Genomic DNA, 24,816 nt, shown 5'->3' with positions numbered 1-24,816 from the left:
GTGACATGTCCTCATATTGTATAAAACTCTTTAATATGTTCTATATAATCTTTTCCAACCACTCTTCCGTACTCATAAATGCGGCGCATCTCTTCCGGGTCGTGAGAGATGTGTCCGATGCGTAGTTTCTCCTTCGGACGAATGACGAGACAGCGACCTTCTTGCTCTGCTTGACGTATATAGTCCAATTGCTGATTATACATGATATGGCGTTTGTCGAGAGCCTCAATCATCAGGGGGTATTTCCTCAGTGCGATGCGCATTAACGGCATCAGGCGGTTGTGCCCCTTGACATAGCCCTCTGGCTGCGTAAGAACCACCACGTTGCGGTCATAGCCAATCTGCTCGAAGTACTCAAGGGGGATGGAGTCGGCAACGCCGCCATCAAGCACCTTCAGACCTTCTAATTCAACGACCTTTGATGCCAGCGGCATAGAGGCCGATGCGCGAATCCAGTCGTAGGTGAGGGGAGTGGCTTTTTCCAGTTTCTTGTAGATGGCTTTACCTGTCAGTACATCAGTGCAGACAGCGTAGAAGGCCATAGGGTTCTTATCGAAAGCCTCGTTGTCGAAGATGTCGTATTGTGTGGGGATGATGTGATAGCCGAACTCAGCGTTATAGAGATTGCCAGTACGGAGCAGTGATTGCCAGCTACAGTAACGCTTGTCGCGGGCAAACCTCGTATTATATCGAATGGCGCGCCCAGGTTGTCTTGACTTATAATTACAGCCGAAAGCTGCTCCCGCCGATACGCCAATGAGTCCATCGGGTTCAATGCCTGCCTCCATCATCACATCAATGATGCCTGCCGTAAAGAGCCCGCGCATGGCGCCGCCTTCAAGTACCAATCCCTTTTTCATGGGGACAAAGTTACGAATAAGTGAGGGAAATACCAAATTTATTTGGATAATTCCGAACGTGAGCACTTCGAGCATTGCTTAAAGTTACGATTTTTTTTGCAGATACAAAAAATATTCGTATCTTTGCAACCAAAATCTATAATATTGAGATGAATCTTTTAACCAATAAGTATGTGTGCTTTTTTAAAGCACTATGTATTCTGAACCTGCTGGTGATGCATTATACAATCATCATGACATGTGATGTGGAAAAGCCGATGGTGCCAGTAGATTATGTGGATAATTTCTGTTTTGTGACGATAGAGGTGGTGCTACTGGTCTTACTCTTTACATTAGCATCCTTGGGGAGATTACGCATCGGCGCATTTCTTACTACGGTCGTTACATGTCTTTGGGCATTCTCGAATATTGTTTATTCCCGCTTCTTCTTTCAGTATATTCCTTATTCGGCGTTTAGCGAGAGTAATAGTCTGGCCGATCCTGTCGTAGTTCGTAGTCTTATTGACGGCTTTCGCTGGGGCGACCTGTATTTTGCGTTGAGTTTGGTATTGGCAATAGTTCTCTATCGGAAGATTCCCGATATGAGATTGAAACTGAAGTCGCTCAAATATTGTGTGGTAGGAATTCTTTCGGTCATCTTATTAGGACTGGCATCACACTGGGTACTGAAGCCGACATTCAGTATGAAAGCCTATGTAGAGGATATTAACTACGAACTGTTCCGTACGTGGCGCTATACGTGTCAGCCTGTGTATACCAATTTCCAGCGTGGTTCAATGCGATGCATGGCATTTGCTTTCATCGAAGAAAAGTTTGGCACTCATAAACTCACAGAAGAAAAGAAGTTGGAAATTAAGCATGAAATTAATCGCTTGAAGCCTATGCAGGTGAGTGGACATCATGCTAATTCGGAGATTAAGAACGTGATTATCCTATTGGTGGAGTCATATATGTCGTTTTCAGTAGACATGAAGATAGACAATCAGGAGGTAACTCCTTTCCTCAATTCGTTGGCCCGCGATTCTTCTGTTTATTATAATGGTCACATGACCTCGAATATCCAAGGCGGTGAATCGTCAGACGGACAGTTGATATACATGATGGGATTATTGCCTCTAAGATGCCAAATCTCAATCACTAAGGCGAAGCGCAATACAATGCCTGCCTTACCTGCCATACTGAAACGACAGAGAGGTATGCAGACACGGATGGTGATTCCAACGGCTGCGGCGATGTGGAGTCAGGATGCCATGTGTAAGGCATACGGGATAGAAAAACTTTATTCGAGAAATGATTACCCGAAGTCTCATGGTTCGTTCCTTTCTGATGAACAGGTGATGGCATTGGCTGATTCCGTGGATTCGCAGAGCAGTCAGCCATTCTTCTCGACGGTCCTCACTTTTTCGATGCACAAGCCATATATCGAGAATATCGACAATGAGTTTACGGCTACTGTCGGCGTAGAGCCATCAGAATTCGGCTATTATCTGAATGCCTGTCATTATACGGATAATCAGATTAAACGCTATTTTGACAGTTTGAAAGCAAAGGGACTGTATGACAGTTCGCTGATTGTAATCGTCGCTGACCATCATGTGTCGGAAAACCAGTTGGAATTACCGCCGATTATCAATGAGCGCGAACTGCCTGTATTTATCATTAATGGCGGTTTCTCGAACGATGAGGCATGGCATGGCCAGTGCAACCAACTCGATGTGTTTACCACAATTCTCGACATCCTCAACATTGATTCTGAGTGGCGGGGACTAGGCCATACGCTACTGAATCCACATTACAAAAACTCGCTGACAGAGGCCGGGTACAATTATTCGGAGTGGATAATTCTGAGCGATTATTTTAAAAATTGATAAAAAAGAAAGATAATTGGATTATTATCTGTACTTTTGCACCCAATGAGAAAGGTTGGACTGTTATTCTGGATGCTGTTGGTGACTGCTTTTGCTTGGGGGCAGGCAGTCAGTGACGTGAAGTGTATGACGCTGATGGATGTGCCCTTGGAGGGGACCGACTCGGTGTTTATACCAACTTTGCAGGCTGCGGGATTCCAGCAGGTGAAGTCTGAAGGCGATGATCCTGATACCTATTATTTTAAAGGTGACTTCTACGGCATCAAGGATGCTAAATTGATGGTGACCGTTAATGAGAAAACCCGTCTGTTGTCGGATGTGACGGTAAAATGCGGACCATATCGGACTCGTGAACTTTTTGACCGCAACCAGAAATATCTGTTAGGTAAACTCCAGCGTGAGTGGGGTAACTTCAAGGCGAAGGGTGACGGCTCGCTTCATACGATGACCGATTATGGCTATATTCGTCAGTCCACTTCGCTTGATGCGGAAGGACGCCACACAATAACCTATTTCTATCTGAATATGGCACCTTATTATAAAGATGCTGCCAATATGGGACTGAAGGGATTCATACAGGAGGTAATTACCGAGAATCCTGTGGGTGAGGAAGCCATTCTGCATTTCGATGAAAGGGGCAAACTTGAGGGTGTTGACTTGATAGACAGAAAGTATAATGGCGCGGGTTATATCACTGAGGCTGCACAGATGGAAGCGTCAGGTGAGAAGAGCGTGATAGCCTATGAATATGACGACGAATGCAATTTGCGCAGACAGACACTAACAAACACAAAGTCGGGGCTGAAGGTAATAAACGAGTATAAATATAATGATGATGGCGAGATGACTCAGCAAAGCAAGAAGGTGTTCGATAAGCAGAACGAGTGCATCATGTCTATCAACATGAAAAACAGCATAGAGGAACGCGATGACAACGGTAACTGGATTAAGAACGAACTGACCCTGACCTATTGGGAGAAAGGTCAGCGACCTCAGACCATGAAAGTTAACCAGACACGCACCATCAGTTATTGGGACGAGGACTGATTATTCTATCATAGATAGGAAATCTTCTTCGCTCACAATCTTAATACCTAATTTCTCAGCTTTCTGGAGTTTCGAGGGACCCATATTCTCTCCAGCAAGGATAAATGAAGTCTTGCTAGAGATACTTCCAACGTTCTTGCCACCATTTTGTTCGATGATAGCCTTATACTCATCACGACTATGGTGAGTAAAGACACCACTGATTACAATGCTCTGTCCTGTCAGCTTGTCGCTCGTCTGGGCAGTCTGTTCCTCTGATAGTTCCATCTGCAGACCGTAGTTTCTCAGGCGCTCAACGATTTCAATGTTTTTCTCATCGTGGAAATAGGTGATGATACTCTTGGCCATCACCTCACCGATGCCCTCAATCTCCTGCAACTCTTCCAATCCGGCATTCATCAAGGAATCGATATTCTTGAAATGACGTGCTAGCAGTTTCGCCGATGTCTCACCTACGAAACGGATGCCAAGGGCAAAGACCACTCGTTCGAAAGGTACTTGCTTTGAGGCGGCAATGCCGTTCACGATTCTCTGAGCTGATTTGGTGCGGCTGCCATCGCCATTGATCTGCTGCACCTCAATCTTATAAAGATCTGCGATGTTCTTGATGAGTCCCTGACGATAGAAATCATCGACAGTCTCAGGACCCAGTGAATCGATGTTCATAGCCTTACGGGCAATGAAGTGTTCGATACGCCCCTTAATCTGTGGCGGGCACCCCGTGTCGTTAGGACAATACCAGGCAGCCTCGCCTTCATAGCGTACCAATGGTGTGCCGCATTCAGGGCAGCGCTTGATGAACTCTACAGGTTGGGCGATGATGGGGCGCTGGTTTACATCTACACCAACGATTTTGGGAATAATCTCACCGCCTTTCTCAACATAGACGTAATCTCCGATATGCAGGTCGAACGAGCGGATGAAGTCCTCATTATTCAGTGTGGCGCGCTTCACGGTGGTGCCTGCCAACTGCACAGGATCCATATTGGCTACAGGGGTGATAGCACCGGTACGGCCAACCTGATAAGTGACTTCATTGAGACGGGTGCACACACGCTCAGCCTTAAATTTATAGGCAATGGCCCAGCGTGGACTCTTGGCGGTAAAGCCTAAGGCGCGCTGTTGGCGCAGAGAGTTTACTTTCAGTACAATGCCATCGGTAGCTACAGGCAGGTTCTTGCGCGCCGTATCCCAATAGTTGATGAAGTCGTAAATCTGCTGCAGGGTCTTGACTTTCTTCATGCCCTCGCTGATTTTGAACCCCCATGAACGTGCTACTTCCAGATTCTCGAAATGTCCATCGGCAGGCAACTCCTCGCCTAACAGATAATAAAGGTAAGCATCGAGCTGACGACTGGCAACTAAACTTGACTTCTGACTTTTCAGTGTACCACTGGCGGCATTGCGAGGGTTGGCGAAGAGAGGCTCCTCGGCTTCCTCGCGCTCCTTGTTCAGACGTTCAAATACAGCCCATGGCATCAGGATCTCGCCACGTATCTCGAACTCGCGAGGATAGCTTGGGGTTGCAAACCGGTCGTTGGCAACAGGTGGCGTTAGCACTAGGGGAATACTACGGATTGTCTTTACATTGGTAGTCACATCGTCGCCATGCACACCATCACCACGAGTTACGGCCTGTATCAGTTTGCCATCAACATAAGTCAAAGAGATGGAGAGACCATCGTATTTCATCTCGCAGCACACTTCAAAGTCTTCACCAGCCAGTCCTTTCTTCACACTCTCATACCAGTCGGCCACATCCTGTTCGTTATAAGTGTTGGCTAGTGAGAGCATGGGGTATTTGTGCTCTACCTGACGGAACTCCTCATTCAGGTCGCTCCCTACACGTTGGGTAGGGGAGTTTGGGTCGGCCATCTCAGGATGACGAGCCTCTAAGTCCTGTAGTTCATGCATCATGAAGTCGAACTCCTGATCGCCAACCGTAGGTTGGTTTAGAACGTAATATCTGTAGTTGTGCTTGTGCAATTCCTGACGAAGTTGCTCTATGCGTCTGATCTCATCCATTGTATTTCTTATTTAATGCCTGCAAATTTACGAAAAAAAAGAGAAATCACAACTTTTGTCTTTTTATTTTTTCCCCTTTTTATTTTTTTTGTAACTTTGCGGTCGTTATGTGGATGATGTTTCAGGTGATACCGATTATGTGGCGTGCTGTGCGACCAAGTAGGGTTGCCGACATGCCGGCTGTTGTTAATACCTTCTGGCTTCGTAAGGGCTACGAGGGGTTAACATTCTTCGGTAAGATCCTGACACCCACACAACAAGAGGCTGATGCTTTTAATAGCGGCTTCTCAGCCATGAAGAATCATGAGATGATACATCTGAGGCAAGCACAGTCGTGTGGCGACTCCTGGCTACGTTTCTACCTATTGTATATGTGGTATTGGTTGCGGGCCCTTTCCATGTGTAGGAAACTCAGGAATGCCGGCTATCTGCTGAATCCCTTTGAGATGGAGGCTTATCATAGAATGAATGAGCCTGATTATCTCTCGCATGACGGTTCTGCTACAGAATGGCGGAGGTTTGCCAAGATGACACTTCGTGAACGATTAGATTTTTACAACCATAGATTATGAACAAAAAACTGCAGGCGCATAGCGCTATCTTCTTTGCAAACACAATTTTCGGACTTGGCGTACCCGTCACCAAACTGTTGCTCGACGAGTGGGTTACTCCGATGGGTTATATGGCTTCGCGCTCATTGGGCGCCTGTCTGGTATTTTGGCTGATTGCTGCATTTCTTCCAAAGGAGCATGTGGAGCGTAAAGACCTGATTACAATCCTGATAGGCGGTTTGATGGGATTTGTAATTTCCCAGACGCTTACAGCTTGGGCGCTCGATTATACCAGTCCTGTTTACTTCTCACTCATAGCTGCGCTGACGCCTGTAGCCGTGATGCTTTGTGCTGCACTGACCATTGGCGAAAAGATTACGCCCATGAAATCTCTGGGCGTTCTTCTAGGTATTGTGGGAGCTGTTTTAATGGTACTGATGAGCCAGTCTCAGGGTTCTGGGAAAAACGATCTGATAGGTATCTCGCTGGCTATTCTAAGTGTCCTCACGTGGGCTGTCTATCTGATAATAACCCGCAACGTAGCCTCGAAGTATTCGCCTGTTACGCAGATGAAATATGTTTTTCTCATCTCTGCTATCGTTACAGTACCTATAGCTATTCCTGAACTTTCGGCCAATGCGCTTTATACAGCATCTTGGGGATGGGATGGCGTTGCCGAAATGCTCTTCATTGTTTTATGCGCAACGGCCCTCGGCTATTTCCTGATTCCATTTGCTATGAAGTACTTGCAGGCCACCACGGTGAGTATCTACACCAATCTGCAACCAGTTATCGCATCGTTTGTTGCTATTCTGTTAGGTCAGGACGTTTTTACATGGGATAAGCCCGTAGCAGGTGTTTTGGTTTTGCTAAGTGCCTACATCGTAACGGTAGTAACGGCGAAAGATTAGCTTGAAGGCAAGTGTCGGAACCATTTCCTTATTTAAAAATTTGGTTTTTTACTCAATTTACATTACCTTTGCAGCGCCTTAACTATAAATGAGGTAATCAGAGATGAGAAAAAAAGAACAGAAGCAATACTGGACCATGCGGATTCGGCCCCATGAAAGGCTGTGGCATATCGATCTGGGCGAAATCTGGCGCTATCGTGACCTGACGGAGTTATTTGTCAGGAGAAACATCGTGGTACAGTACAAACAAACCATACTTGGTCCCTTGTGGTATTTGATACAACCCGTCCTCACTGTAATTATGAACATGGTAGTGTTTGGTGGTATTGCCAAGATGAGTACAGACGGGATTCCCCAAGCCATCTTCTATATGGCAGGTAACATCTGCTGGTTCTATTTCGCAGACTGTCTGAATCAGTCGTCGTCCACATTTACGGCTAATCAGCACATGTTCGGCAAGGTTTATTTCCCTCGTTTGGTAGTGCCTATCGCTGTGGTGATTTCCAATCTCCTCAGGTTCGCCATTCAGGCTGGTTTGTTCGTGGTGATGTATCTTTATTTCTTTTTTAATGGTGCAGACCTTGCCGTTAATTGGGCCATCCTGCTCACACCAGTATTTGTTGTGATGCTGGCAGGCCTAGGTCTTGGCTTTGGCATCCTAATCTCATCGCTGACCACTAAGTATCGCGACTTTACGATACTCTTTACTTTTATCGTCCAGCTTTGGATGTATGCCACACCTATTGTCTATCCCTTGAGTATGGTAGAAGAGAGTTCACTTCGCACACTGATTCTGGCTAATCCGATGACGTCGATCATCGAAGCCTTCAAATATGCCACTTTGGGTCAAGGCTATTTCTCATGGCTCGCCCTTGGCTATAGTTTTCTGTTTATGAGTGTTTTACTGCTGTTCAGTATTGTGATATTCAATAAGGTGCAGCGCAATTTCATGGATACTGTATGAAGGCTATTGAGTTTAATCATGTAGGTAAGCAGTATCGTTTGGGACTGGTTTCTACTGGCACCTTCAGTCGTGACTTCAGTCGCTGGTGGGCCATGAATGTACTTGGTAAGGAAGACCCCTTCCTGAAGATTGGTGAGACCAACATCCGTTCAAAGAAAGGTGAAAGCGATTTCGTATGGGCACTGAAGGACATCGATTTTAGTGTGGAGCAAGGCGATGTGGTGGGCATTATCGGTAAGAATGGTGCAGGTAAGAGTACTCTGTTGAAGTTGCTTTCACGAGTGACTGCCCCCAGTATTGGCGAAATCAACGTTTGTGGACGCATCGCATCGTTACTTGAGGTTGGTACTGGCTTCCATCCAGAGATGACTGGTCGTGAGAACATCTATATGAATGGTGCCATCATGGGTATGACTAAGGCTGAGATTACCCGCAAGCTCGACGAGATTGTTGATTTCTCTGGTTGTGAGCGTTACCTCGATACCCCCGTCAAACGCTACTCCTCAGGTATGAAGGTGCGTTTGGGCTTCTCTGTAGCAGCCCATCTGGAGCCAGAGATACTGGTGGTGGATGAAGTGCTGGCAGTAGGAGATGCCGACTTCCAGAAGAAGGCTATTGGCAAGATGCAGGATGTGGCGAAAGGCGAGGGTAGAACCGTCTTGTTCGTCAGCCATAATATGGCGTCGGTTCGTAATCTTTGTCAGAAGGGCATTGTGCTCTGCGATGGTATGACCGATTTTATTGGAACAGCAGAAGAGGCTATCGATCATTATCTGAAGTCTGCTACCACCCAGACAGAGAATAGGAAACTGATGACAGATTGTATAGGCTATTGCAAAAGCTATTTGAAAATCAACGAGATACAGATTAATAACACACCCTATACTACAACATCTTTGTCTCCAAGGCAAGAGGTTCTCGATGTACTTATCAAGGGTACGACCAAAGAACCCATGAAATGTGAGGTGCGTATGATTATCAAGAAACTCGATGGTACGCCATTGGCAGGTTTTATTGAAGGTTGTTATACGGGTCAACTATGTAATATCCAACCTGGCGAGTTTACTTTTGAGCGACATATCCGTCTTCCTAAGTATCTGGCAGATGGTTATTATATCATTGCACTTTATCTGCATGAGCCCCATGTACAGGATTTCTTCCAAGCTCAGAATTGCCAGACCCTCCACGTCGAGGGTTTCTACGAGCCATATGCCCATCCCCTTAGGCTCTCTACCGAAGGTTTCATTGGTCTGGAGTCAGTCTAAGCGAAAAACTACCATAAACTCTATATGCATAAACCATCAGTCAGTGTTATCATTCCAGTTTACAATGTAGAGCCATATGTTGCGGCTTGTGTTAGAAGTGTCATGCGTCAAACGTATGAGGGGAAAATCGAGTGTATCTTTGTAGATGATTGTGGAACTGACAAAAGTATAGATGTTGTTGAGAAACTTATTGCAGAATATTCAGGCCCTATTGCTTTCAAAATTATCCATGCTACTCACAATCAAGGTCCTTCAGTAGCTCGTAACATCGGAATGGATGCTGCAACATGTGAATATCTTTACTTTCTGGATGGTGACGATGAGATTACGGATGACTGCTTTGAAACACTGACGGCGCCGCTTGTTGAGGAATTATATGATATTGTTGTAGGGGATATAAAGGTGATTGGTCTATTCCAAACCGCTCGAATTGCTATGTGGCCAGGGCTCCTCAGTGTTTCAGGCTGGGTGATGTGATGGCTGCCCACCTGAGGGCTTTGAAAGAGGAAAAGCACGATTTCATAGATACCTGTACGATGATGAAGTATTATGGGCATAAGTTTAATACGATTCTTGGAACAGTAGAGAATATTAAAATAACGACACCTGCCGACTGCTTTATGTTTCGTGCCATCATAGAGGCAAGGGAAGAGGGCGTCGTGTTCGGACTGTAGCATGAATAAATAGGATTGTTATAGACGACTTGCGAAGAATGGGTGAGGCGAGTCTGCCTTGGAGGCAACTCGATGGAAAGACGGTTTTCGTGACTGGGGCTACAGGCATGTTGGCATCGTATGTTACTCTGCTGTTGCTCTATTTGCATGAGCATTGTGGCGTTGATGTGCGTGTGGTGGCACTTTGCAGGAATCGCAAGAAGGCTGAAGAATTCTTTGGCTCTTATCTGGATAAACCTTATTTCCGTCTCCTGATTCAGGATGTTTGTGCTCCAATTGCGTATGAAGGAGGGATTGACTATATATTCCATCTGGCAGGGAATGCCAGTCCGCACTTTATCAATACAGACCCAGTTGGTATTATGAGGTGTAATCTGGTGGGGACGATGAATATACTAGAATGTGCTCGTAACTGGCAGACGGCGAAAGTGATATTTGCTTCGACTCGTGAGGTCTATGGTAAGAACGAAGAGGCAGACTTGCTGGACGAGAAAGCATTTGGAACTCTCGATACTTTGGATGATAGATCGTGTTATCCTGAAAGTAAGAGAGCTGCAGAGACTTTGTTGAGGAGTTATTATCTGCAATACGGCATGAGTTTCAATACCATTCGCATAGCTCATTCATATGGGCCAACGATGACGTTGGAGAATGATGGAAGGGTGATGGCTGACTTGATGGGTGATGTGGTGACCGGGCGTGATATCGTCTTGAAAAGCAATGGTGAAGCACTCCGTGCTTTCCTATATGTAACAGATGCCGTATTGGGCATGTTTACTGTACTTTTTTATGGAGCTCCCGGAATGGCCTATAATTTGGCTAATGAGACAGAACCCACCAGTATAAGGAATCTGGCAAAACTGTTGGCATCGCAGAGAGAAGGTATTCAGGTTGTAATTTCAGTTGGTGAGCAAAAAGGTTATTGTTCTTATCGTCGTACAGCCTTAGATACAACTGCGATTGAACACTTAGGGTGGAAACCAGAGGTTTCACTTACGGAAGGAATTAAACGGGTATTTGAATATAATGCATAGATAAAGAAAAGCCTCACCATTTGGTGAGGCTTTTATATTAGTTAGCTGATTCGAATTCTTCGAGGAAACGGGTGTCGTTTTCGGAGAACATTCGCAAGTCGCTTACACGATATTTCAAGTTTGTGATACGTTCAACGCCCATACCAAAGGCATAGCCGCTGTAAATCTTAGAGTCGATGCCGCATTGCTCAAGTACGTTGGGGTCAACCATACCACAGCCCAAAATTTCTACCCAACCAGTATGCTTGCAGAAACCGCAACCCTCACCGCCACAAATGAAGCAGGAGATATCCATCTCAGCTGAGGGTTCTGTGAATGGGAAATAGCTGGGGCGCAGGCGAATCTTCGTATCGGCACCAAACATTTCTTTGGCAAACGACAACAGGACCTGCTTCAGGTCTGTAAACGAAACATTTTTGTCAATATAGAGACCTTCTACCTGATGGAAGAAACAGTGCGCACGAGCCGTGATGGCCTCGTTACGATATACGCGTCCAGGACAGATGACACGGATAGGCTCAGATAACTTGCCATCTTCTGTATGCAAGTGTTCCATCACACGAGCCTGTACCGATGAGGTGTGAGAGCGGAGCAGGATGTTCTTTGTTACATCGTTGGGATGCTGCGATACAAAGAAAGTATCCTGCATATCACGAGCAGGATGATCGGCTGCGAAGTTCATCTTGGTGAACACGTGCAGGTCGTCTTCAACCTCTGGACCATCGGCTAGGACGAAGCCCATACGCGAGAAGATATCGATAATCTCATTGGTAACGATTGTCAGCGGGTGGCGTGTGCCGAGCTGAATGGGGTAGGGAGTACGGGTCAGGTCGATAGCCTCTTCGCCGCCCTCCTCAGCCTCCACCTCTTCGCGCAACTGATTAATGCGCTCTGTGGCGAGTGTCTTCAGTTCGTTAATCTTCATGCCGACAGTTTTCTTCTGATCGGCAGCAACATTGCGGAAGTCGTTCATCAAGGCTGTAATCTCGCCTTTCTTGCTCAGATACTTCAGTCGGAGCTGCTCAACTTCCTCTGCGTTTTTTGCGCTTAAATCCTGTACTTCTTTCAGGAGTTCATCTATCTTATCAAGTATCATAATCAGTAAAAATTGCAATTTTGCGTGCAAAGGTACAAAAAAAATGAGAATTATGATGCAGAATTAAGAATATTTTGTACCTTTGCCGAAATTTGAAAGAATAAACAGATTGATTAGGTTACTTCTTCATTAGATGAAAAGGTTTTTTATTGCGATCTCCGCAGGTCTGATGTTCATGTTCTCATGTACGGGAAACAGGTCTAATCAGGGAGATGATATGCCTGCTGATTCTGTCGCCGATTCCACAGATATGGCGGGTGCCGACACGATGGAACTGTTGATTACAGAGACGCCAATGCCTCGTGCTGCTGACGCCATGTTTGATGACTTTCTTTTCAATTTCTTGGCCAATAAGCGATTGCAGAAAGAACGGATTGTTTTTCCCCTTCGGATATTTAAAGATAATAAGGTGGAGCAGGTAGAAAAGTCGCAATGGAAGATGGAGCATCTGTTTATGCGTCAGGGGTATTACTCGCTACTCTTCAATGACGATAAGCAGATGTCGCTGATGAAGGATACTGCTGTTAGTGAGGCTGTTGTAGAGAAAATATTACTTAAGAAAAATGAGGTGCACGATTATATGTTCCGTCGTATAAGGGGTGCATGGATGTTATGTGAAGTCAGAGTTAATCCCCTTGAGAAGAATGTCAATGCCTCGTTTTTGAAGTTTTATCAGCGTTTTGCTTCCGACAGTACTTTTCAGACAAAGAGCCTGAATGAGACCGTACAGTTTGTGGGGCCTGATCCCGATGACGACTTTAACATGATGGAAGGTGTGATTACTGCTGATACTTGGGAGGCTTTTGCTCCCAAATTACCTGCTAAGTCGATTTATAACGTGATATATGGAAAGCCTCAGAAAGAAGGTACGGATAAGATATTCCTTTTGCGAGGTGTAGCTAATGGTCTAGAACTTGAACTGCGTTTCAAGAAGATTGGCGATAAGTGGCTACTAATGAAAATGACCACTTGATGAGAGATGTATTGAATTATAGTCTGAAAGCCCACAATACATTTGGCATTGACGCCAAATGCAGTAGGTTTTTGGAATACAAAACCATAGTCGAGGCACAAACAGTAGCTAAGATTCTTCGTGAGAGCGATACTCCTTATATAATAATAGGTGGGGGAAGTAACCTTTTGCTTACTGGCGACTACGAAGGGATCGTTGTGCATTCAGCCTGTAAGGGTATAGAACGCATGGGCAATCGCCTTGTTTGTGGCAGTGGTGAGGTGTGGGATGATGTTGTTGCCAAGAGCATTGATATGCAGCTATATGGCGCAGAGAACCTTTCGCTTATTCCTGGCGATGTCGGCGCGAGTGCTGTTCAGAACATCGGTGCCTATGGCTCAGAGGTCAAGGATTTTATCCGTAAGGTCCGTGCTGTAGAGATTGCAACAGGAGAACTTCGCGAATTCTGCAATGATGAATGCGAATATGGATATCGTCAGAGTCGTTTCAAGCACGAGTGGAAAAATCGCTACCTGATTCTCTCTGTAGAATATGAGTTTTCTGAGACGTTCCAACCTCGTCTGGAATATGGTAATATCCGTGTTGAATTGGAGCTCAAGGGTATAACTTCCCCAACAGCCAAGCAACTCCGACAGGCCATAATCGATATTCGCAACGCTAAGTTGCCCGATCCGAAAGTTGAAGGCAATGCGGGCAGCTTCTTCATGAATCCCATTGTGAGTCGTGATAAATATGATGCATTAGCAGCGCAATACGAGGGAATGCCTCATTACGAGGTGGATGCCGAGCATGTGAAGATTCCTGCAGGTTGGATGATTGACCAGTGCGGATGGAAGGGCAAGTCATTAGGCCGTGCTGGCGTTCACGACAAACAGGCCTTAGTTCTTGTTAACCGTGGTGGTGCTACGGGGGCAGAAATTGTAACCCTCTGTGAGGCGATCCAGAAAGACGTGAAAGTAAAATTCGGTATTGTTATTCATCCCGAAGTGAACATAATATGAAACTGACTTTTTTAGGAACGGGAACCTCTTGTGGTGTGCCAGTCATTGGTTGTCAGTGCAAGGTCTGTCAGAGCACAGATCTTAAAGATAAACGCATGCGCTGTTCTGCTCTTGTTGAGACCGAGACAACGCGTTTGCTAATTGATTGCGGTCCCGACTTCCGTCAGCAGATAATGTCGCACCCCTTTCGTAAAATAGATGGCATCCTTATCACCCATAGCCATTACGATCACATGGGAGGAATGGATGATATCCGTCCTTATTGTCAGTTTGGCAAGATAAACGTTTATGCAGACCCTATTGCTCGCGAATCAATGCTCCAGATGCTGCCTTATTGCTTTGCAGAACATCGCTATCCAGGTGTCCCAGCCATCGGACTCCATGAGATTCTTCCTCATCAAATGCTGCATATTGGCGATCTGGACATTATGCCTATTGAGGTGATGCATGGTCAGTTGCCCATTCTAGGCTATCGTATAGGTAAGTTAGCCTATATTACTGATATGAAAACCATTGCCGAGTCGGAAATGTCATATCTCAAGGGCATAGAATTATTAGTTGTCAATGCGCTTCGTTTTGACAATCCGCATCATTCTCATCAACTAGTCGACGATGCCATAGCTTTTGCCCGTAAGATTAAAGCTCCTCGTACGCTCCTTATTCATATGTGCCATGATATAGGCTTGCATGAAGAAGTGAATAGAATTCTGCCTGAAGGTATTGAACTGGCTCACGACGGACAGGCTGTTTTTCTCTAAATTCAGCCAAATTAGCTCGAAGAATACGTGTTTTTGTTAAAATAGCTTAAATTTATGTTGTTTTTATGGTAAAACACTTGGAGGTATTTAAAAAAAACGTATCTTTGCCATGTGTTTTTCATAGTATTAGATTTAAGGTTAACAAAGGTTTGGGTCACAGCGGTGACCCTTTTTTTATATTTTAATCCTTCATGTATGTCGCTTTGATTCTACTTTCTGTTCTTCTTTCTTCCAAATAAGGAGTTTCTTCCAAACAAGAAACCATACCCTTTCATCAGTTTTCTAATTAGCAGAAAAGTGTCTACTGCCACAAAGCCATTGCTTATGAGCGACGCAATATAGTCGCCCTTTGAATTTTCCTCTTTTTTTAGAAATACCTGATTCCAAAGTGACGTGAATTTCGTGTTGTCCTGCTGGAGTTGATCAAGCAGTTCATCTTTACGTTGTCTTATTTCGTCAAGCGTATGATATTCTGTAGTTGGTTTCTTTACTGGAAGCATAAAGTAGAGGGATTATTGCTTTATTTGCCAAGAAGTAATGAGGCCAGAAAATGCACCAACGGCTTTTCTATCCACGACTTGCGGAAAATTACGAAAAACATAAGGATAAGCAGGTGTAGTCCAGCCACTATGAAAAACGCCGCAGATGTACCTGTGAAGTTTGCCAACCAGAACGCAAGGGCAATCGAGAAATACATCAGTACAGCAATAATGATTAATATGAAAATAACTGCCAAGGCAGCCGCCGTTAATAGGCGTACTACCTTGTCAATCACATCAAACTTCAGATATTCCTTCTGAAGTCCGAGATAATGTTTTAGCACTTCGATAAGTTGTGCTATTGTCTCAACGTTCTTATCGCTGGAGAGCATCTCTTATTCCTCCTCTGCTGCGTCCTGAATGTCGTCAACGAGGTCAACAACTTCCTTGCGGCTGAGTTTGATGTTGTGCTTCTTCAGAAAGTCCTCAACGGCATCAGTGATTTTTACGCGGGTGTCCTGTCCCTTTTCAGGTGCCATCAGAATGCCCAGAGCTGCGCCAGCGATAGCTCCGCCAAGAAATGCGCTTAAGTAACCTAGACTCTTCATAATTATTATCGTTTATAATATTAATAGTAATGAATTGTTCTGCAAATATACGAAACTTTTCGTTTGTAAAGCAAAAAAGAGCCAAAATTTTTGTAAAAAAGTTGTGATTTCTGCGATTTAACAAACTTTATGTGCCTTTTTTGCTCGTGTTTGCTCGATATTTAGTAATTTCGCAGCAATTATTGAACTTATAACTTTATTAAATAACAAAAACAAAATGAAGAAAACAACCCTTTTGTGCGTAGGATTATGCGCAGCAATGGCTTTTACAAGTTGTAAATCTAACGAGAGTGCCTATAAGAAGGCATACGAGAAGGCTAAGCAGTATGATACTGCTCAACAGACTCCAGAGCAGTCTGCAGCTCAGGAGGCCGTTGTGGCTCCTGTTCAGGCAAAGCCAGCCAATGAAACCCGCGTAGTAGACAATCTCGACAATGTTTCTGTTCGCTCCGAGAATGTGTCGCTCATCAGTGGTAGCGGTCTGAAGGCTTTTAGCGTAGTGGTTGGTTCTTTCAGCGTTCGTGCTAATGCCGATGGTCTGCAGCAGCGTCTGAGAGATGCAGGCTATGACGCACAGATTGTGAAGAATGAGTCTAACAACATGTTCCGTGTTGTAGCTTCTACTTTTACCGATAAGTTGGGTGCTGTCAATAGTCGTGATCAGCTTCGTGCCACTTATCCGGATGCATGGTTGCTCTACAACGCCCAATAATTTACGAGATTGGCGCGTATATTATCAATAGATTACGGTAAGAAACGTACCGGTATTGCAGTCACCGACCCTCTTCAGATTATAGCTGGAGGGTTGGCGACTGTTTCTACATCGGAGTTGTTTGATTGGCTTCGAGCTTATATGGCCAAGGAGCCTGTTGAACGTATTGTAATCGGTGAGCCTCGTCAGCCTAATGGTCAGCCCAGCGAGAATATGCAGCGCGTAGTGCAGTTCGTTAATCGTTGGCGCAGGGCCGTTCCCGAAGTGCCCATTGAGTTTTTCGACGAGCGTTTTACCTCTGTTCTGGCCCATCAGGCTATGCTTGATGGTGGCCTGAGGAAAAAGGCCCGTCAAGACAAAGCTTTAGTTGATGAGATTAGTGCAACCATCATTCTTGAAGACTATCTCCGTTCTCGTAAATGACTCTCAATTCATAATTTATAGAAGACAATGATATTACCTATTTATATATATGGTCAACCTGTGCTTCGTAAGGTGGCCGAAGATATTACTCCCGACTATCCACAACTCAAGGAATTGATTGGTGATATGTGGGAGACGCTTGCTGAGTCAGAAGGAATCGGCCTCGCTGCTCCTCAGATTGGCAAGTCTATCCGTCTTGTTGTAATCGACCTCGATGTGCTGTCGGATGAATTGCCTGAGTATAAGGATTTCCGTAAAGTGTTTATCAATGCTCATATCATAGAGTACGATGAGACCCAGACCGATACATCGGAAGAAGGTTGTCTTTCGCTCCCTGCTATTCATGAGAAGGTTGTACGTCCAATGCGCATTCATGTAGAGTGGGATGATGAGCAGTTCCAGCACCATGATGAGTGGATTGAAGGTTATCTGGCCCGTGTCATGCAACATGAGTTCGATCACCTCGACGGAAAGATGTTCATTGACCGTATTTCCCCGCTCCGTAAGCAGCTTATCAAGAGCAAGCTTCGTGCCCTGCTTCAAGGTCGATTCCGTTGCGGCTATCGCACTAAAGTGGTGAGAAAGTGATTGAAATGCGGCGCATTTTATTATTTCTCTCACTTCTGCCGCTGTTTGCGCAGGCGCAGTTTAATACCGACCGTCTTGTCATGATAGGACGATCGGCATTGTATTATGAGGATTATGTCCTCTCAATTCAATATTTCAATCAGGCTATCAGCCAGAAACCATGGCTCTATGAACCGTGGTTTTTTCGTGGGGTAGCTAAGTTTTATCTCGATGATTTTCGTGGGGCAGAGATTGACTGCTCTGAAGCTATCGAGCGCAATCCATATGTGGTGAGTGCCTATGAACTCCGAGGTCTAAGCCGCATCAATCAGAAGAAGTTTGCCGAGGCCGTGAGCGACTATGATCGTGCATTACGTTATGATCCTGAGAACCAAGGGCTTTGGCACAATCGTATTCTTTGCCTGATTCAGGAGAAAGATTACGATCGTGCGCTTGCTCAGATCGACACCATGACCACTCGCTGGTCGCGTTATGCTCGGGCCTATGCTATGGAGGCCGAAATCTATTTGTTGCAGAAAGATACCACCAAGGCTGTCAAGTCGCTCGACAAAAGCCTGGAACTTGATCCTTACGATGGTGGCCTCTGGGCCGAACGGGCTATCATCAGTCTGGCCCGTCAAAAGTGGAAAGAAGGTGAGGAGCTTCTTACCAAGAGTATCCATCTTCTTCCAAAACATTCAGACAATTATATCAACCGAGCTATGGCTCGTTACAATCAGAACAACCTTCGTGGGGCGATGTCCGACTATGATACGGCCCTCGACCTTGACCCTGATAACTTCCTTGGTCACTACAATCGTGGCCTTCTCCGTGCACAGGTGGGCGATGACAACCGAGGAATTGAAGACTTTAACTTTGTACTGAAGCTTGAGCCCGACAACCTGATGGCTCTTTTCAATCGTGCCTTGTTGTTGGAGCAGACGGGCAATTTGCGTGGTGCTGTTCGTGATTATTCCAAGGTTATCGAAGAATATCCTAATTTCTGGTTTGGCTTGCAGCATCGTGCCTCTTGTTATCGCCGTTTGGGTAATACCAAACAAGCAGAACTCGATGAATTCCGTATTTTGAAGGCTCAGATGGATAAACGCTATGGCAAGCAGCCCCGTCTCTCAAAGAAACAGATGCGTAAACGTAGCGATGAAGACCTCGAGAAGTATAATCAGCTAGTTGTGGCTGATGAACAGGAGGTTGAGCACGAGTATAAAAGCGATTATCGCGGACGCGTACAGAATCGCAAGGCTGAACTTGTATGGCAGCCCATGTATGGCCTCACCTTTATTAAACCCCAAAACGATGTAAAGATTGAAATCCCTTATGAGTCTACTGTTGACCAGTTCAACCAGCGTTCAGGTTCTCATACCGTCTTTGTGTCTTGCGAACAGCGTAACCTCAGCGAGGAACGTATGAAACAGACCTTTTCCTATATTGACTCGCTTAGTACTCGTATTGACGAGGCCAAGACTACGACCGCAGTTGTGCCTCTGTTATTACTCCGTGCAGTAGCCTATGGTACTATTCAGAATTTCGACAATGCCATCGATGATTTGAGTATCTGCCTGCAGATTGATTCTACCTCGTCGCTTGCTTATTGGCAGCGTGCTGTATGTCAGGCCAAAATCAACGAGTTCAACGCCTCACAGGGCACCAATATCGAGCTTAAGTCGGCTAATGTGATGGGTGACCTTTCCGAGGCCATCCAGCAGTCGCCGAAAAATGCCTATCTATATTACAATCGAGGCAACCTCTATGCCCAGCGCAACGATTATCAGCATGCTATTGACGATTATACGCGTGCGTTGAAGTTAGAAGAACGACTTGCAGAGGCATGGTTCAATCGTGGTCTTGCCAAAATTTATGTCAAGCGTGTAAATGAGGGTATAGAAGACCTCTCGAAAGCAGGTGAACTTGGTCTCTATCAGGCATATAGTGTGATTAAAAAGTACCGCGAAAAATAGAATTTTGCAGCAAGAATTAATCTGTAGCCCCAAATTCTTATGAAAAAGATTTTAGTTGTTATTGCCCTTGTCATGCTGAACATATGTCAATTACCAGCACAAGAACTAATAGCGTGTGGACCCTTTTATAGCGAACCGCATGAAGTAACTGTTGAGGCCAATATCACATTGCAACCATTTGTCGAACAGACTGTCGGCATGAGAAGTAACTCAACACGAACAGATGTAACTGCTATTAAGTGGATTGACCGTATCACAAATATGCCGACTTATTTAAGGGACTTTTATGATCTTTATGGGAATAAAGTTCATGAAGTTCTTAATGGAAAACAAAATTGGACTGCAGATCCTGCTCTGGCTGATTATAATGAGAGCAATAATTCCTATTATATTACGCTAACGACTATCAAGGGGACGGTCGACTTTACATTCTCCAGAGATGCATCAGCGGAAGTTATAAAACAGAGTTGTAGAAATGCTGTACAAGAGGTTTGTAAATCTCAGTATGCTGATGCTGATTCTTTCATACGCTATCTGATAATTGCTCTGAGTTATGATTATCCAGAAGCATTCTGGTTACGTAATTATTTCAGATGGGGCGATTATTATAGTTGGCAATACAATTATAGTCAAACCAGTGGCAAAGGTACAGCGGAGTATTCTCAAAGAATATATTTTGTATTAAAAGCCGATGATTTTGATCGGCGATTGGATTTTTTGGATGATGCCATATTGGTATATTCTGCTGTGACAGATATCACTGAGAAAGTTAACGGCATTATAAGTGAGAGCCCCGATGGCAGCCGTTATGACAAGGTCGCGTATTTGAATGATTGGCTGACGCATCATAATTGCTATAATCCCGAATATTCCGGTACTCCAGACAATATGAAACATCATGTAGTTTGGAGTCCATATAGTGCTTTTATGGGGTTGTCTGATGCTGACGGACCTGTTTGTGAGGCGTATGCGAGGGCATTTAAGATACTTTGCGATAAACTGAATATACCTTGCGTCCTTGCCTCGGGGTATGCTAAGGGTAATAAACTTCAGGCTCAAGGCGAATCGCATGTGTGGAACGAAACGCAAATGGACGATGGTCAATGGTATGCGGTCGATGTGACATGGAACGATCCGGTAGTAAAGTCAAAACAAGAAAAGATTTCTGGCTTTGAAAATCATAATTGGCTGTTGTTGGGAAAGAAGGATTTGGTTGCAAATGATTTTACGTTTGAGGAGTCTCATCCCTTATCTATCACATGGGATAACAAGCCTGAGATTATGGATAAATGGGATTGTTTGATTGAATCACTGATTGCCGATTACAAATACAGAAATTCTACTGGCATCCGAACTGCGGCATATCACCCATCTGATAAAGTTCAACTTTATAATATGCAAGGTCAGAAGGTCGATGCAGAATATAAGGGAATTGTCCTTTCTAATGGTAGAAAGTATATTGCCAAATAAACCGAGAGCACAAGTGAGGGATCTGCGTCCTCTTTATCGTCGAATATGAAAAAAATCCTCATTTTGTATGCAATGTCGAAAATTTGTAGTATCTTTGCACGCAATTTCAAATTCAAACATATATTGTAGATATGATTAACATTACATTCCCAGACGGATCTGTTCGCTCGTATGAGCAGGGCGTAACTGGTATCCAGATTGCAGAGAGCATCTCTCCGGCTCTTGCACGCAGCGTTGTAAGCTGTGGAGTAAATGGTGAGACGGTAGAGCTGAACCGTCCTATCAACGAGGACGCTACCATCGAGCTCTACAAGTTCGACGACGAGCAGGGTAAGCATACCTTCTGGCACACATCGGCCCACTTGCTGGCCGAGGCATTGCAGGAGTTGTATCCTGGCATACAGTTCGGTTTCGGACCTGCTGTCGAGAATGGTTTCTTCTATGATGTGCTGCTGAAAGACGGCGAGAGCATCAAGGAGAGCGATTTCCCAAAGATTGAGGCTAAGATGAAAGAACTGGCTGGTAAGAAAGAACCTGTTGTTCGTCGTGAGGTACCAAAGGCCGAGGCCCTGAAGCAGTTTGCTGAGTGGGGACAGACCTATAAGTGCGAGCACATCGAGCAGGATCTTGAAGACGGTTCAATCACCACCTATACCCAGGGTAATTTCACCGACCTGTGCCGTGGTCCACACCTCGTGGATACAGGCGAGATCAAGGCTGTTAAGCTGACAAGTGTTGCCGGCGCTTTCTGGCGTGGCGATGCTAACCGCGAGCAGATGCAGCGCTTGTACGGTATCTCATTCCCCAAGAAGAAGATGCTCGATGAGTATCTAGAGATGCTGGAGGAGGCTAAGAAGCGCGACCATCGTAAGATAGGTAAGGAGATGGAGTTGTTCATGTTCTCAGATAAGGTAGGTAAGGGCTTGCCCATCTGGTTGCCAAAGGGTACCGAACTCCGTCTGCGTTTGCAGGATCACCTGCGCAAGGTGCAGAAGCGTTTCGGCTATCAGGAGGTTATCACTCCACACATTGGTTCTAAGAACCTCTATGTTACCTCTGGTCACTATGCTCACTATGGCAAGGATTCGTTCCAGCCTATCCATACACCTGAGGAGGACGAGGAGTACATGCTGAAGCCAATGAACTGTCCTCACCACTGCGAAATCTTCGCTTGGAAGCCCCGTTCATACCGCGACCTGCCTCTGCGTATCGCTGAGTTTGGTACCGTATATCGCTACGAGCAGAGTGGTGAGCTGCACGGACTGACCCGTGTACGTTCGTTCACACAGGATGATGCCCACTTGTTCTGTCGTCCCGACCAGGTTAAGCAGGAGTTCTTGAATGTAATGGATATCATCGGTATCGTGCTCACAGCCTTCGGGTTCAACTTCGAGGCTCAGATTTCTCTGCGCGATCCTAACGACCACGATAAGTATGTAGGTACTGATGAAGACTGGGCACTGGCTGAGAAGGCTATTGTAGAGGCTTGTCAGGAGAAAGGCCTGCCTGCTAAGGTAGAATATGGCGAGGCTGCTTTCTATGGTCCCAAGCTCGACTTCATGATTAAGGACGCTATTGGTCGTCGTTGGCAGCTGGGTACTATCCAGGTTGACTACAACCTGCCTAAGCGCTTCAACCTCGAGTATACCGATGAGGACAACCAGAAGAAGACACCTGTAATGATTCACCGTGCACCATTCGGATCAATGGAGCGTTTCTGCGCTGTGCTGATTGAGCACACCAGCGGTCACTTCCCCTTGTGGCTCACACCTGATCAGGTTGCTATCCTGCCTCTGTCGGAGAAGTATAACGACTATGCCCAGGAAGTAGCTAAGAAGTTTGATATGGGTGGCGTCCGCGCAACCATCGACCTGCGTAATGAGAAGCTGGGCCGTAAGATTCGTGACAACGAGCTGAAGCGTATTCCTTACATGGTAATTGTAGGTGAGAAAGAACAGCAGGATGGTACCGTAGCCGTGCGTCCTCAGGGCGGTGGCGAGCAGAGTGTTAAGACCATTCAGGAGTTTATTGACGAGGTGAACGCTCGCGTTGCCGAAATGACAAAAGACTTCTAAAGTAAAAAAAATAGGAAAAAATTTGGTTAATTCGCTGAAAGTTAGTAATTTTGCACCCGATTTTCTAAAAAGTATTTGATGAAGAATGACAAATTGAAGAATCAGTATCGAATCAACGAACAGATTCGAGTACGTGAAGTCCGCATCGTCGGTGACGATGGTAGTACCGTTGTTAATACCCGTGATGCGCTGAGCATGGCCCGCGATCAGGGCGTAGATCTCGTAGAGATTTCACCCAACGCCAATCCGCCCGTTTGTCGTCTTATCGATTACTCCAAGTTCCTTTACCAGCAGAAGAAGCGTCAGAAAGAAATGAAGGCCAAGCAGGTGAAGGTTGAGGTGAAGGAAATTCGTTTCGGGCCTCAGACCGACGAGCACGACTACCAGTTCAAGCTCAAGCACGCTCGTGAGTTCCTTGAGGAGGGCAACAAGGTTCGTGCCTATGTGTTCTTCCGTGGACGTTCAATCCTGTTCAAAGAACAGGGCGAGGTGTTGCTGTTGCGTTTCGCAAACGACCTTGAGGAGGTAGGAAAAGTTGAGGGTATGCCCTCGCTCGAAGGTAAGAAGATGTTCCTTTATCTGGCTCCTAAGAAAGCTGGTGAGAAGAAAAAGAGTCAGCAGGCTCGTGATCGTGAGGCTGCTGAGGCAGAAGCTAAGGAAGCAAAGAAAGCTCAGCAGGCAGAATCAAAAGAGACAGAGATGCCAGCTAACGGTGGTCTCTTCGCCAATGCAAAGATCAGTGCCGATGCGCTGAAGAAATTGCAGGACAACGAATAGAAAAAGAAAGGTGGCGCGCCCGGTATATGCGTTGCTGCCGTTTATTAATAACAATTTAAAATTTTAAAACAATGCCAAAAGTAAAGACAAATTCCGGTGCAAAGAAGAGATTCACATTCACCGGTACAGGTAAGGTAAAGAGACGTCACGCCTTCCACAGTCACATTCTGACTAAGAAGACCAAGAAGCAGAAGCGTAACTTGGTTGGTACAACTATCGTTGATCAGACAAACATGAAGCAGGTGCGTGACCTGTTGTGTCTCCGTTAAACCTATTGTCGAACATTTAAAGTAGAAGAAAACTATGCCAAGAAGTGTAAACAACGTTGCCTCAAGAGCAAAGCGTAAGAGAATTTTGAAGCTTACCCGCGGTTACTTCGGTGCCCGCAAGAATGTTTGGACAGTAGCAAAGAACACATGGGAGAAAGGTCTTACCTATGCTTACCGTGATCGTCGTAACAAGAAGCGCAACTTCCGCAGCCTGTGGATTCAGCGTATCAACGCTGCCGCTCGCCAGGAGGGTCTGAGCTATTCTGTTCTGATGGGTAACCTTGCAAAGGCAGGTATCGAGATTAACCGTAAGGTTCTCGCTGACCTCGCTATGAACAACCCCGAGGCTTTCAAGGCCATCGTGGAGAAGGTTAAGTAAAGAATCGCAAGTCTTTATCAATAATAATCCCAGCCGAAAAGGCTGGGATTATTT

26 protein-coding genes are annotated in these 24,816 nt (G+C 45.4%); 21 read left to right on the top strand and 5 right to left on the bottom strand.

What is annotated here, in order from left to right; all coding sequences use genetic code 11:
• Positions 1-11: 11 nt before the first annotated feature.
• Positions 12-860: a patatin-like phospholipase family protein gene (locus tag T325_RS05135; RefSeq protein ID WP_036911232.1), complete on the bottom strand. Its 849-nt coding sequence runs from the start codon at positions 858-860 to the stop codon at positions 12-14.
• 149 nt (positions 861-1,009) lie between these two features.
• On the opposite strand from T325_RS05135, the gene T325_RS05130 reads away from it, so the two are divergent.
• Together T325_RS05130 and T325_RS05125 are read left to right on the top strand one after the other, a co-directional pair.
• Entirely contained in the window at positions 1,010-2,728 is a 1,719-nt protein-coding gene (locus T325_RS05130; protein WP_036911067.1) for an LTA synthase family protein, read from the top strand.
• A 45-nt stretch (positions 2,729-2,773) separates the two neighbouring features.
• On the top strand, positions 2,774-3,775 hold the full coding sequence (locus T325_RS05125; protein ID WP_036911065.1) for a hypothetical protein: 1,002 nt from the start codon (positions 2,774-2,776) through the stop codon (positions 3,773-3,775).
• Here T325_RS05125 and ligA read toward each other — a convergent pair whose 3' ends face one another.
• The gene (gene ligA / locus T325_RS05120; protein ID WP_036911063.1) at positions 3,776-5,800 is read right to left on the bottom strand and encodes an NAD-dependent DNA ligase LigA; all 2,025 of its coding nucleotides are present in this window, start codon (positions 5,798-5,800) and stop codon (positions 3,776-3,778) included.
• Between the two features lie 107 nt (positions 5,801-5,907).
• On the opposite strand from ligA, the gene T325_RS05115 reads away from it, so the two are divergent.
• The 7 genes from T325_RS05115 to T325_RS05085 all read left to right on the top strand — a co-directional run bounded on the left by T325_RS05115 (position 5,908) and on the right by T325_RS05085 (position 11,199).
• Positions 5,908-6,372 carry a hypothetical protein gene (locus T325_RS05115; RefSeq protein WP_036911061.1) on the top strand — a complete coding sequence of 155 codons (465 nt, stop codon included), beginning with the start codon at positions 5,908-5,910 and terminating at the stop codon, positions 6,370-6,372.
• Positions 6,369-7,262, top strand: a complete 894-nt coding sequence (locus T325_RS05110; protein WP_036911059.1) for a DMT family transporter — start codon at positions 6,369-6,371, stop codon at positions 7,260-7,262. The genes T325_RS05115 and T325_RS05110 overlap by 4 nt, the downstream gene beginning before the upstream one ends.
• Before the next feature lie 103 nt (positions 7,263-7,365).
• Positions 7,366-8,226, top strand: coding sequence for an ABC transporter permease (locus T325_RS05105; RefSeq protein ID WP_036911057.1), 861 nt, complete (start codon positions 7,366-7,368; stop codon positions 8,224-8,226).
• Complete coding sequence (locus tag T325_RS05100; protein ID WP_036911055.1) at positions 8,223-9,491, top strand: ABC transporter ATP-binding protein; 1,269 nt, start codon at positions 8,223-8,225, stop codon at positions 9,489-9,491. Before T325_RS05105 ends, T325_RS05100 begins: the two co-directional genes overlap by 4 nt.
• A 24-nt stretch (positions 9,492-9,515) precedes the next feature.
• The gene (locus T325_RS05095) at positions 9,516-9,968 is read left to right on the top strand and encodes a glycosyltransferase family 2 protein (protein ID WP_081911054.1); all 453 of its coding nucleotides are present in this window, start codon (positions 9,516-9,518) and stop codon (positions 9,966-9,968) included.
• Positions 9,929-10,165 carry a 2-C-methyl-D-erythritol 4-phosphate cytidylyltransferase gene (locus T325_RS05090; RefSeq protein ID WP_197051317.1) on the top strand — a complete coding sequence of 79 codons (237 nt, stop codon included), beginning with the start codon at positions 9,929-9,931 and terminating at the stop codon, positions 10,163-10,165. Before T325_RS05095 ends, T325_RS05090 begins: the two co-directional genes overlap by 40 nt.
• A 38-nt stretch (positions 10,166-10,203) precedes the next feature.
• On the top strand, positions 10,204-11,199 hold the full coding sequence (locus tag T325_RS05085; RefSeq protein ID WP_051949714.1) for an NAD-dependent epimerase/dehydratase family protein: 996 nt from the start codon (positions 10,204-10,206) through the stop codon (positions 11,197-11,199).
• 37 nt (positions 11,200-11,236) lie between these two features.
• On the opposite strand, the gene pheS is transcribed toward T325_RS05085, so the two are convergent.
• Positions 11,237-12,295: a phenylalanine--tRNA ligase subunit alpha gene (gene pheS / locus T325_RS05080; RefSeq protein ID WP_036911052.1), complete on the bottom strand. Its 1,059-nt coding sequence runs from the start codon at positions 12,293-12,295 to the stop codon at positions 11,237-11,239.
• A 133-nt stretch (positions 12,296-12,428) separates the two neighbouring features.
• On the opposite strand from pheS, the gene T325_RS05075 reads away from it, so the two are divergent.
• Genes T325_RS05075 through T325_RS05065 form a run of 3 tightly spaced genes read left to right on the top strand, consistent with a single transcriptional unit; the run spans position 12,429 to position 15,027 of the window.
• Positions 12,429-13,268 carry a DUF4348 domain-containing protein gene (locus T325_RS05075; protein ID WP_036911050.1) on the top strand — a complete coding sequence of 280 codons (840 nt, stop codon included), beginning with the start codon at positions 12,429-12,431 and terminating at the stop codon, positions 13,266-13,268.
• A complete protein-coding gene (gene murB / locus T325_RS05070) occupies positions 13,268-14,269 on the top strand; it encodes a UDP-N-acetylmuramate dehydrogenase (RefSeq protein WP_036911048.1) in 1,002 nt (333 codons plus the stop codon). Before T325_RS05075 ends, murB begins: the two co-directional genes overlap by 1 nt.
• Positions 14,266-15,027 (top strand): MBL fold metallo-hydrolase, encoded by a 762-nt coding sequence (locus T325_RS05065; protein ID WP_036911046.1) that lies wholly within the window; start codon positions 14,266-14,268, stop codon positions 15,025-15,027. Before murB ends, T325_RS05065 begins: the two co-directional genes overlap by 4 nt.
• A 520-nt stretch (positions 15,028-15,547) precedes the next feature.
• Here the strand turns inward: T325_RS05065 and T325_RS05055 are convergent.
• Positions 15,548-15,898, bottom strand: coding sequence for a hypothetical protein (locus tag T325_RS05055; protein ID WP_036911042.1), 351 nt, complete (start codon positions 15,896-15,898; stop codon positions 15,548-15,550).
• A gap of 3 nt (positions 15,899-15,901) precedes the next feature.
• Positions 15,902-16,114, bottom strand: a complete 213-nt coding sequence (locus T325_RS05050) for a YtxH domain-containing protein (RefSeq protein ID WP_036911040.1) — start codon at positions 16,112-16,114, stop codon at positions 15,902-15,904.
• Positions 16,115-16,331: 217 nt separating this feature from the next.
• Between T325_RS05050 and T325_RS05045 the strand changes: the two genes are divergently transcribed.
• The 9 genes from T325_RS05045 (at position 16,332) to rplT (ending at position 24,762) form a co-directional block, all read left to right on the top strand.
• Positions 16,332-16,826 (top strand): SPOR domain-containing protein, encoded by a 495-nt coding sequence (locus T325_RS05045; protein WP_036911038.1) that lies wholly within the window; start codon positions 16,332-16,334, stop codon positions 16,824-16,826.
• Positions 16,827-16,835: 9 nt separating this feature from the next.
• Positions 16,836-17,249 carry a Holliday junction resolvase RuvX gene (ruvX, locus tag T325_RS05040; protein WP_036911036.1) on the top strand — a complete coding sequence of 138 codons (414 nt, stop codon included), beginning with the start codon at positions 16,836-16,838 and terminating at the stop codon, positions 17,247-17,249.
• 27 nt (positions 17,250-17,276) lie between these two features.
• Positions 17,277-17,837, top strand: coding sequence for a peptide deformylase (def, locus tag T325_RS05035; protein ID WP_036911034.1), 561 nt, complete (start codon positions 17,277-17,279; stop codon positions 17,835-17,837).
• A 5-nt stretch (positions 17,838-17,842) separates the two neighbouring features.
• Entirely contained in the window at positions 17,843-19,792 is a 1,950-nt protein-coding gene (locus tag T325_RS05030) for a tetratricopeptide repeat protein (protein WP_036911032.1), read from the top strand.
• A gap of 39 nt (positions 19,793-19,831) precedes the next feature.
• On the top strand, positions 19,832-21,262 hold the full coding sequence (locus T325_RS05025) for a transglutaminase domain-containing protein (RefSeq protein WP_036911030.1): 1,431 nt from the start codon (positions 19,832-19,834) through the stop codon (positions 21,260-21,262).
• 131 nt (positions 21,263-21,393) lie between these two features.
• Positions 21,394-23,337, top strand: a complete 1,944-nt coding sequence (thrS, locus tag T325_RS05020; protein WP_036911029.1) for a threonine--tRNA ligase — start codon at positions 21,394-21,396, stop codon at positions 23,335-23,337.
• Between the two features lie 78 nt (positions 23,338-23,415).
• A complete protein-coding gene (gene infC / locus T325_RS05015; protein ID WP_036911028.1) occupies positions 23,416-24,114 on the top strand; it encodes a translation initiation factor IF-3 in 699 nt (232 codons plus the stop codon).
• Positions 24,115-24,185: 71 nt separating this feature from the next.
• Complete coding sequence (gene rpmI / locus T325_RS05010) at positions 24,186-24,383, top strand: 50S ribosomal protein L35 (protein WP_036911026.1); 198 nt, start codon at positions 24,186-24,188, stop codon at positions 24,381-24,383.
• A 34-nt stretch (positions 24,384-24,417) separates the two neighbouring features.
• A complete protein-coding gene (rplT, locus tag T325_RS05005; protein ID WP_036911023.1) occupies positions 24,418-24,762 on the top strand; it encodes a 50S ribosomal protein L20 in 345 nt (114 codons plus the stop codon).
• Positions 24,763-24,816 lie beyond the last annotated feature (54 nt).

Source organism: Prevotella sp. FD3004, from assembly GCF_000746155.1.
Lineage (GTDB): Bacteria > Bacteroidota > Bacteroidia > Bacteroidales > Bacteroidaceae > Prevotella.
The sequence above is the reverse complement of the archived record's forward strand: the minus strand, read 5'-3'. Positions and strand labels throughout refer to the sequence as shown.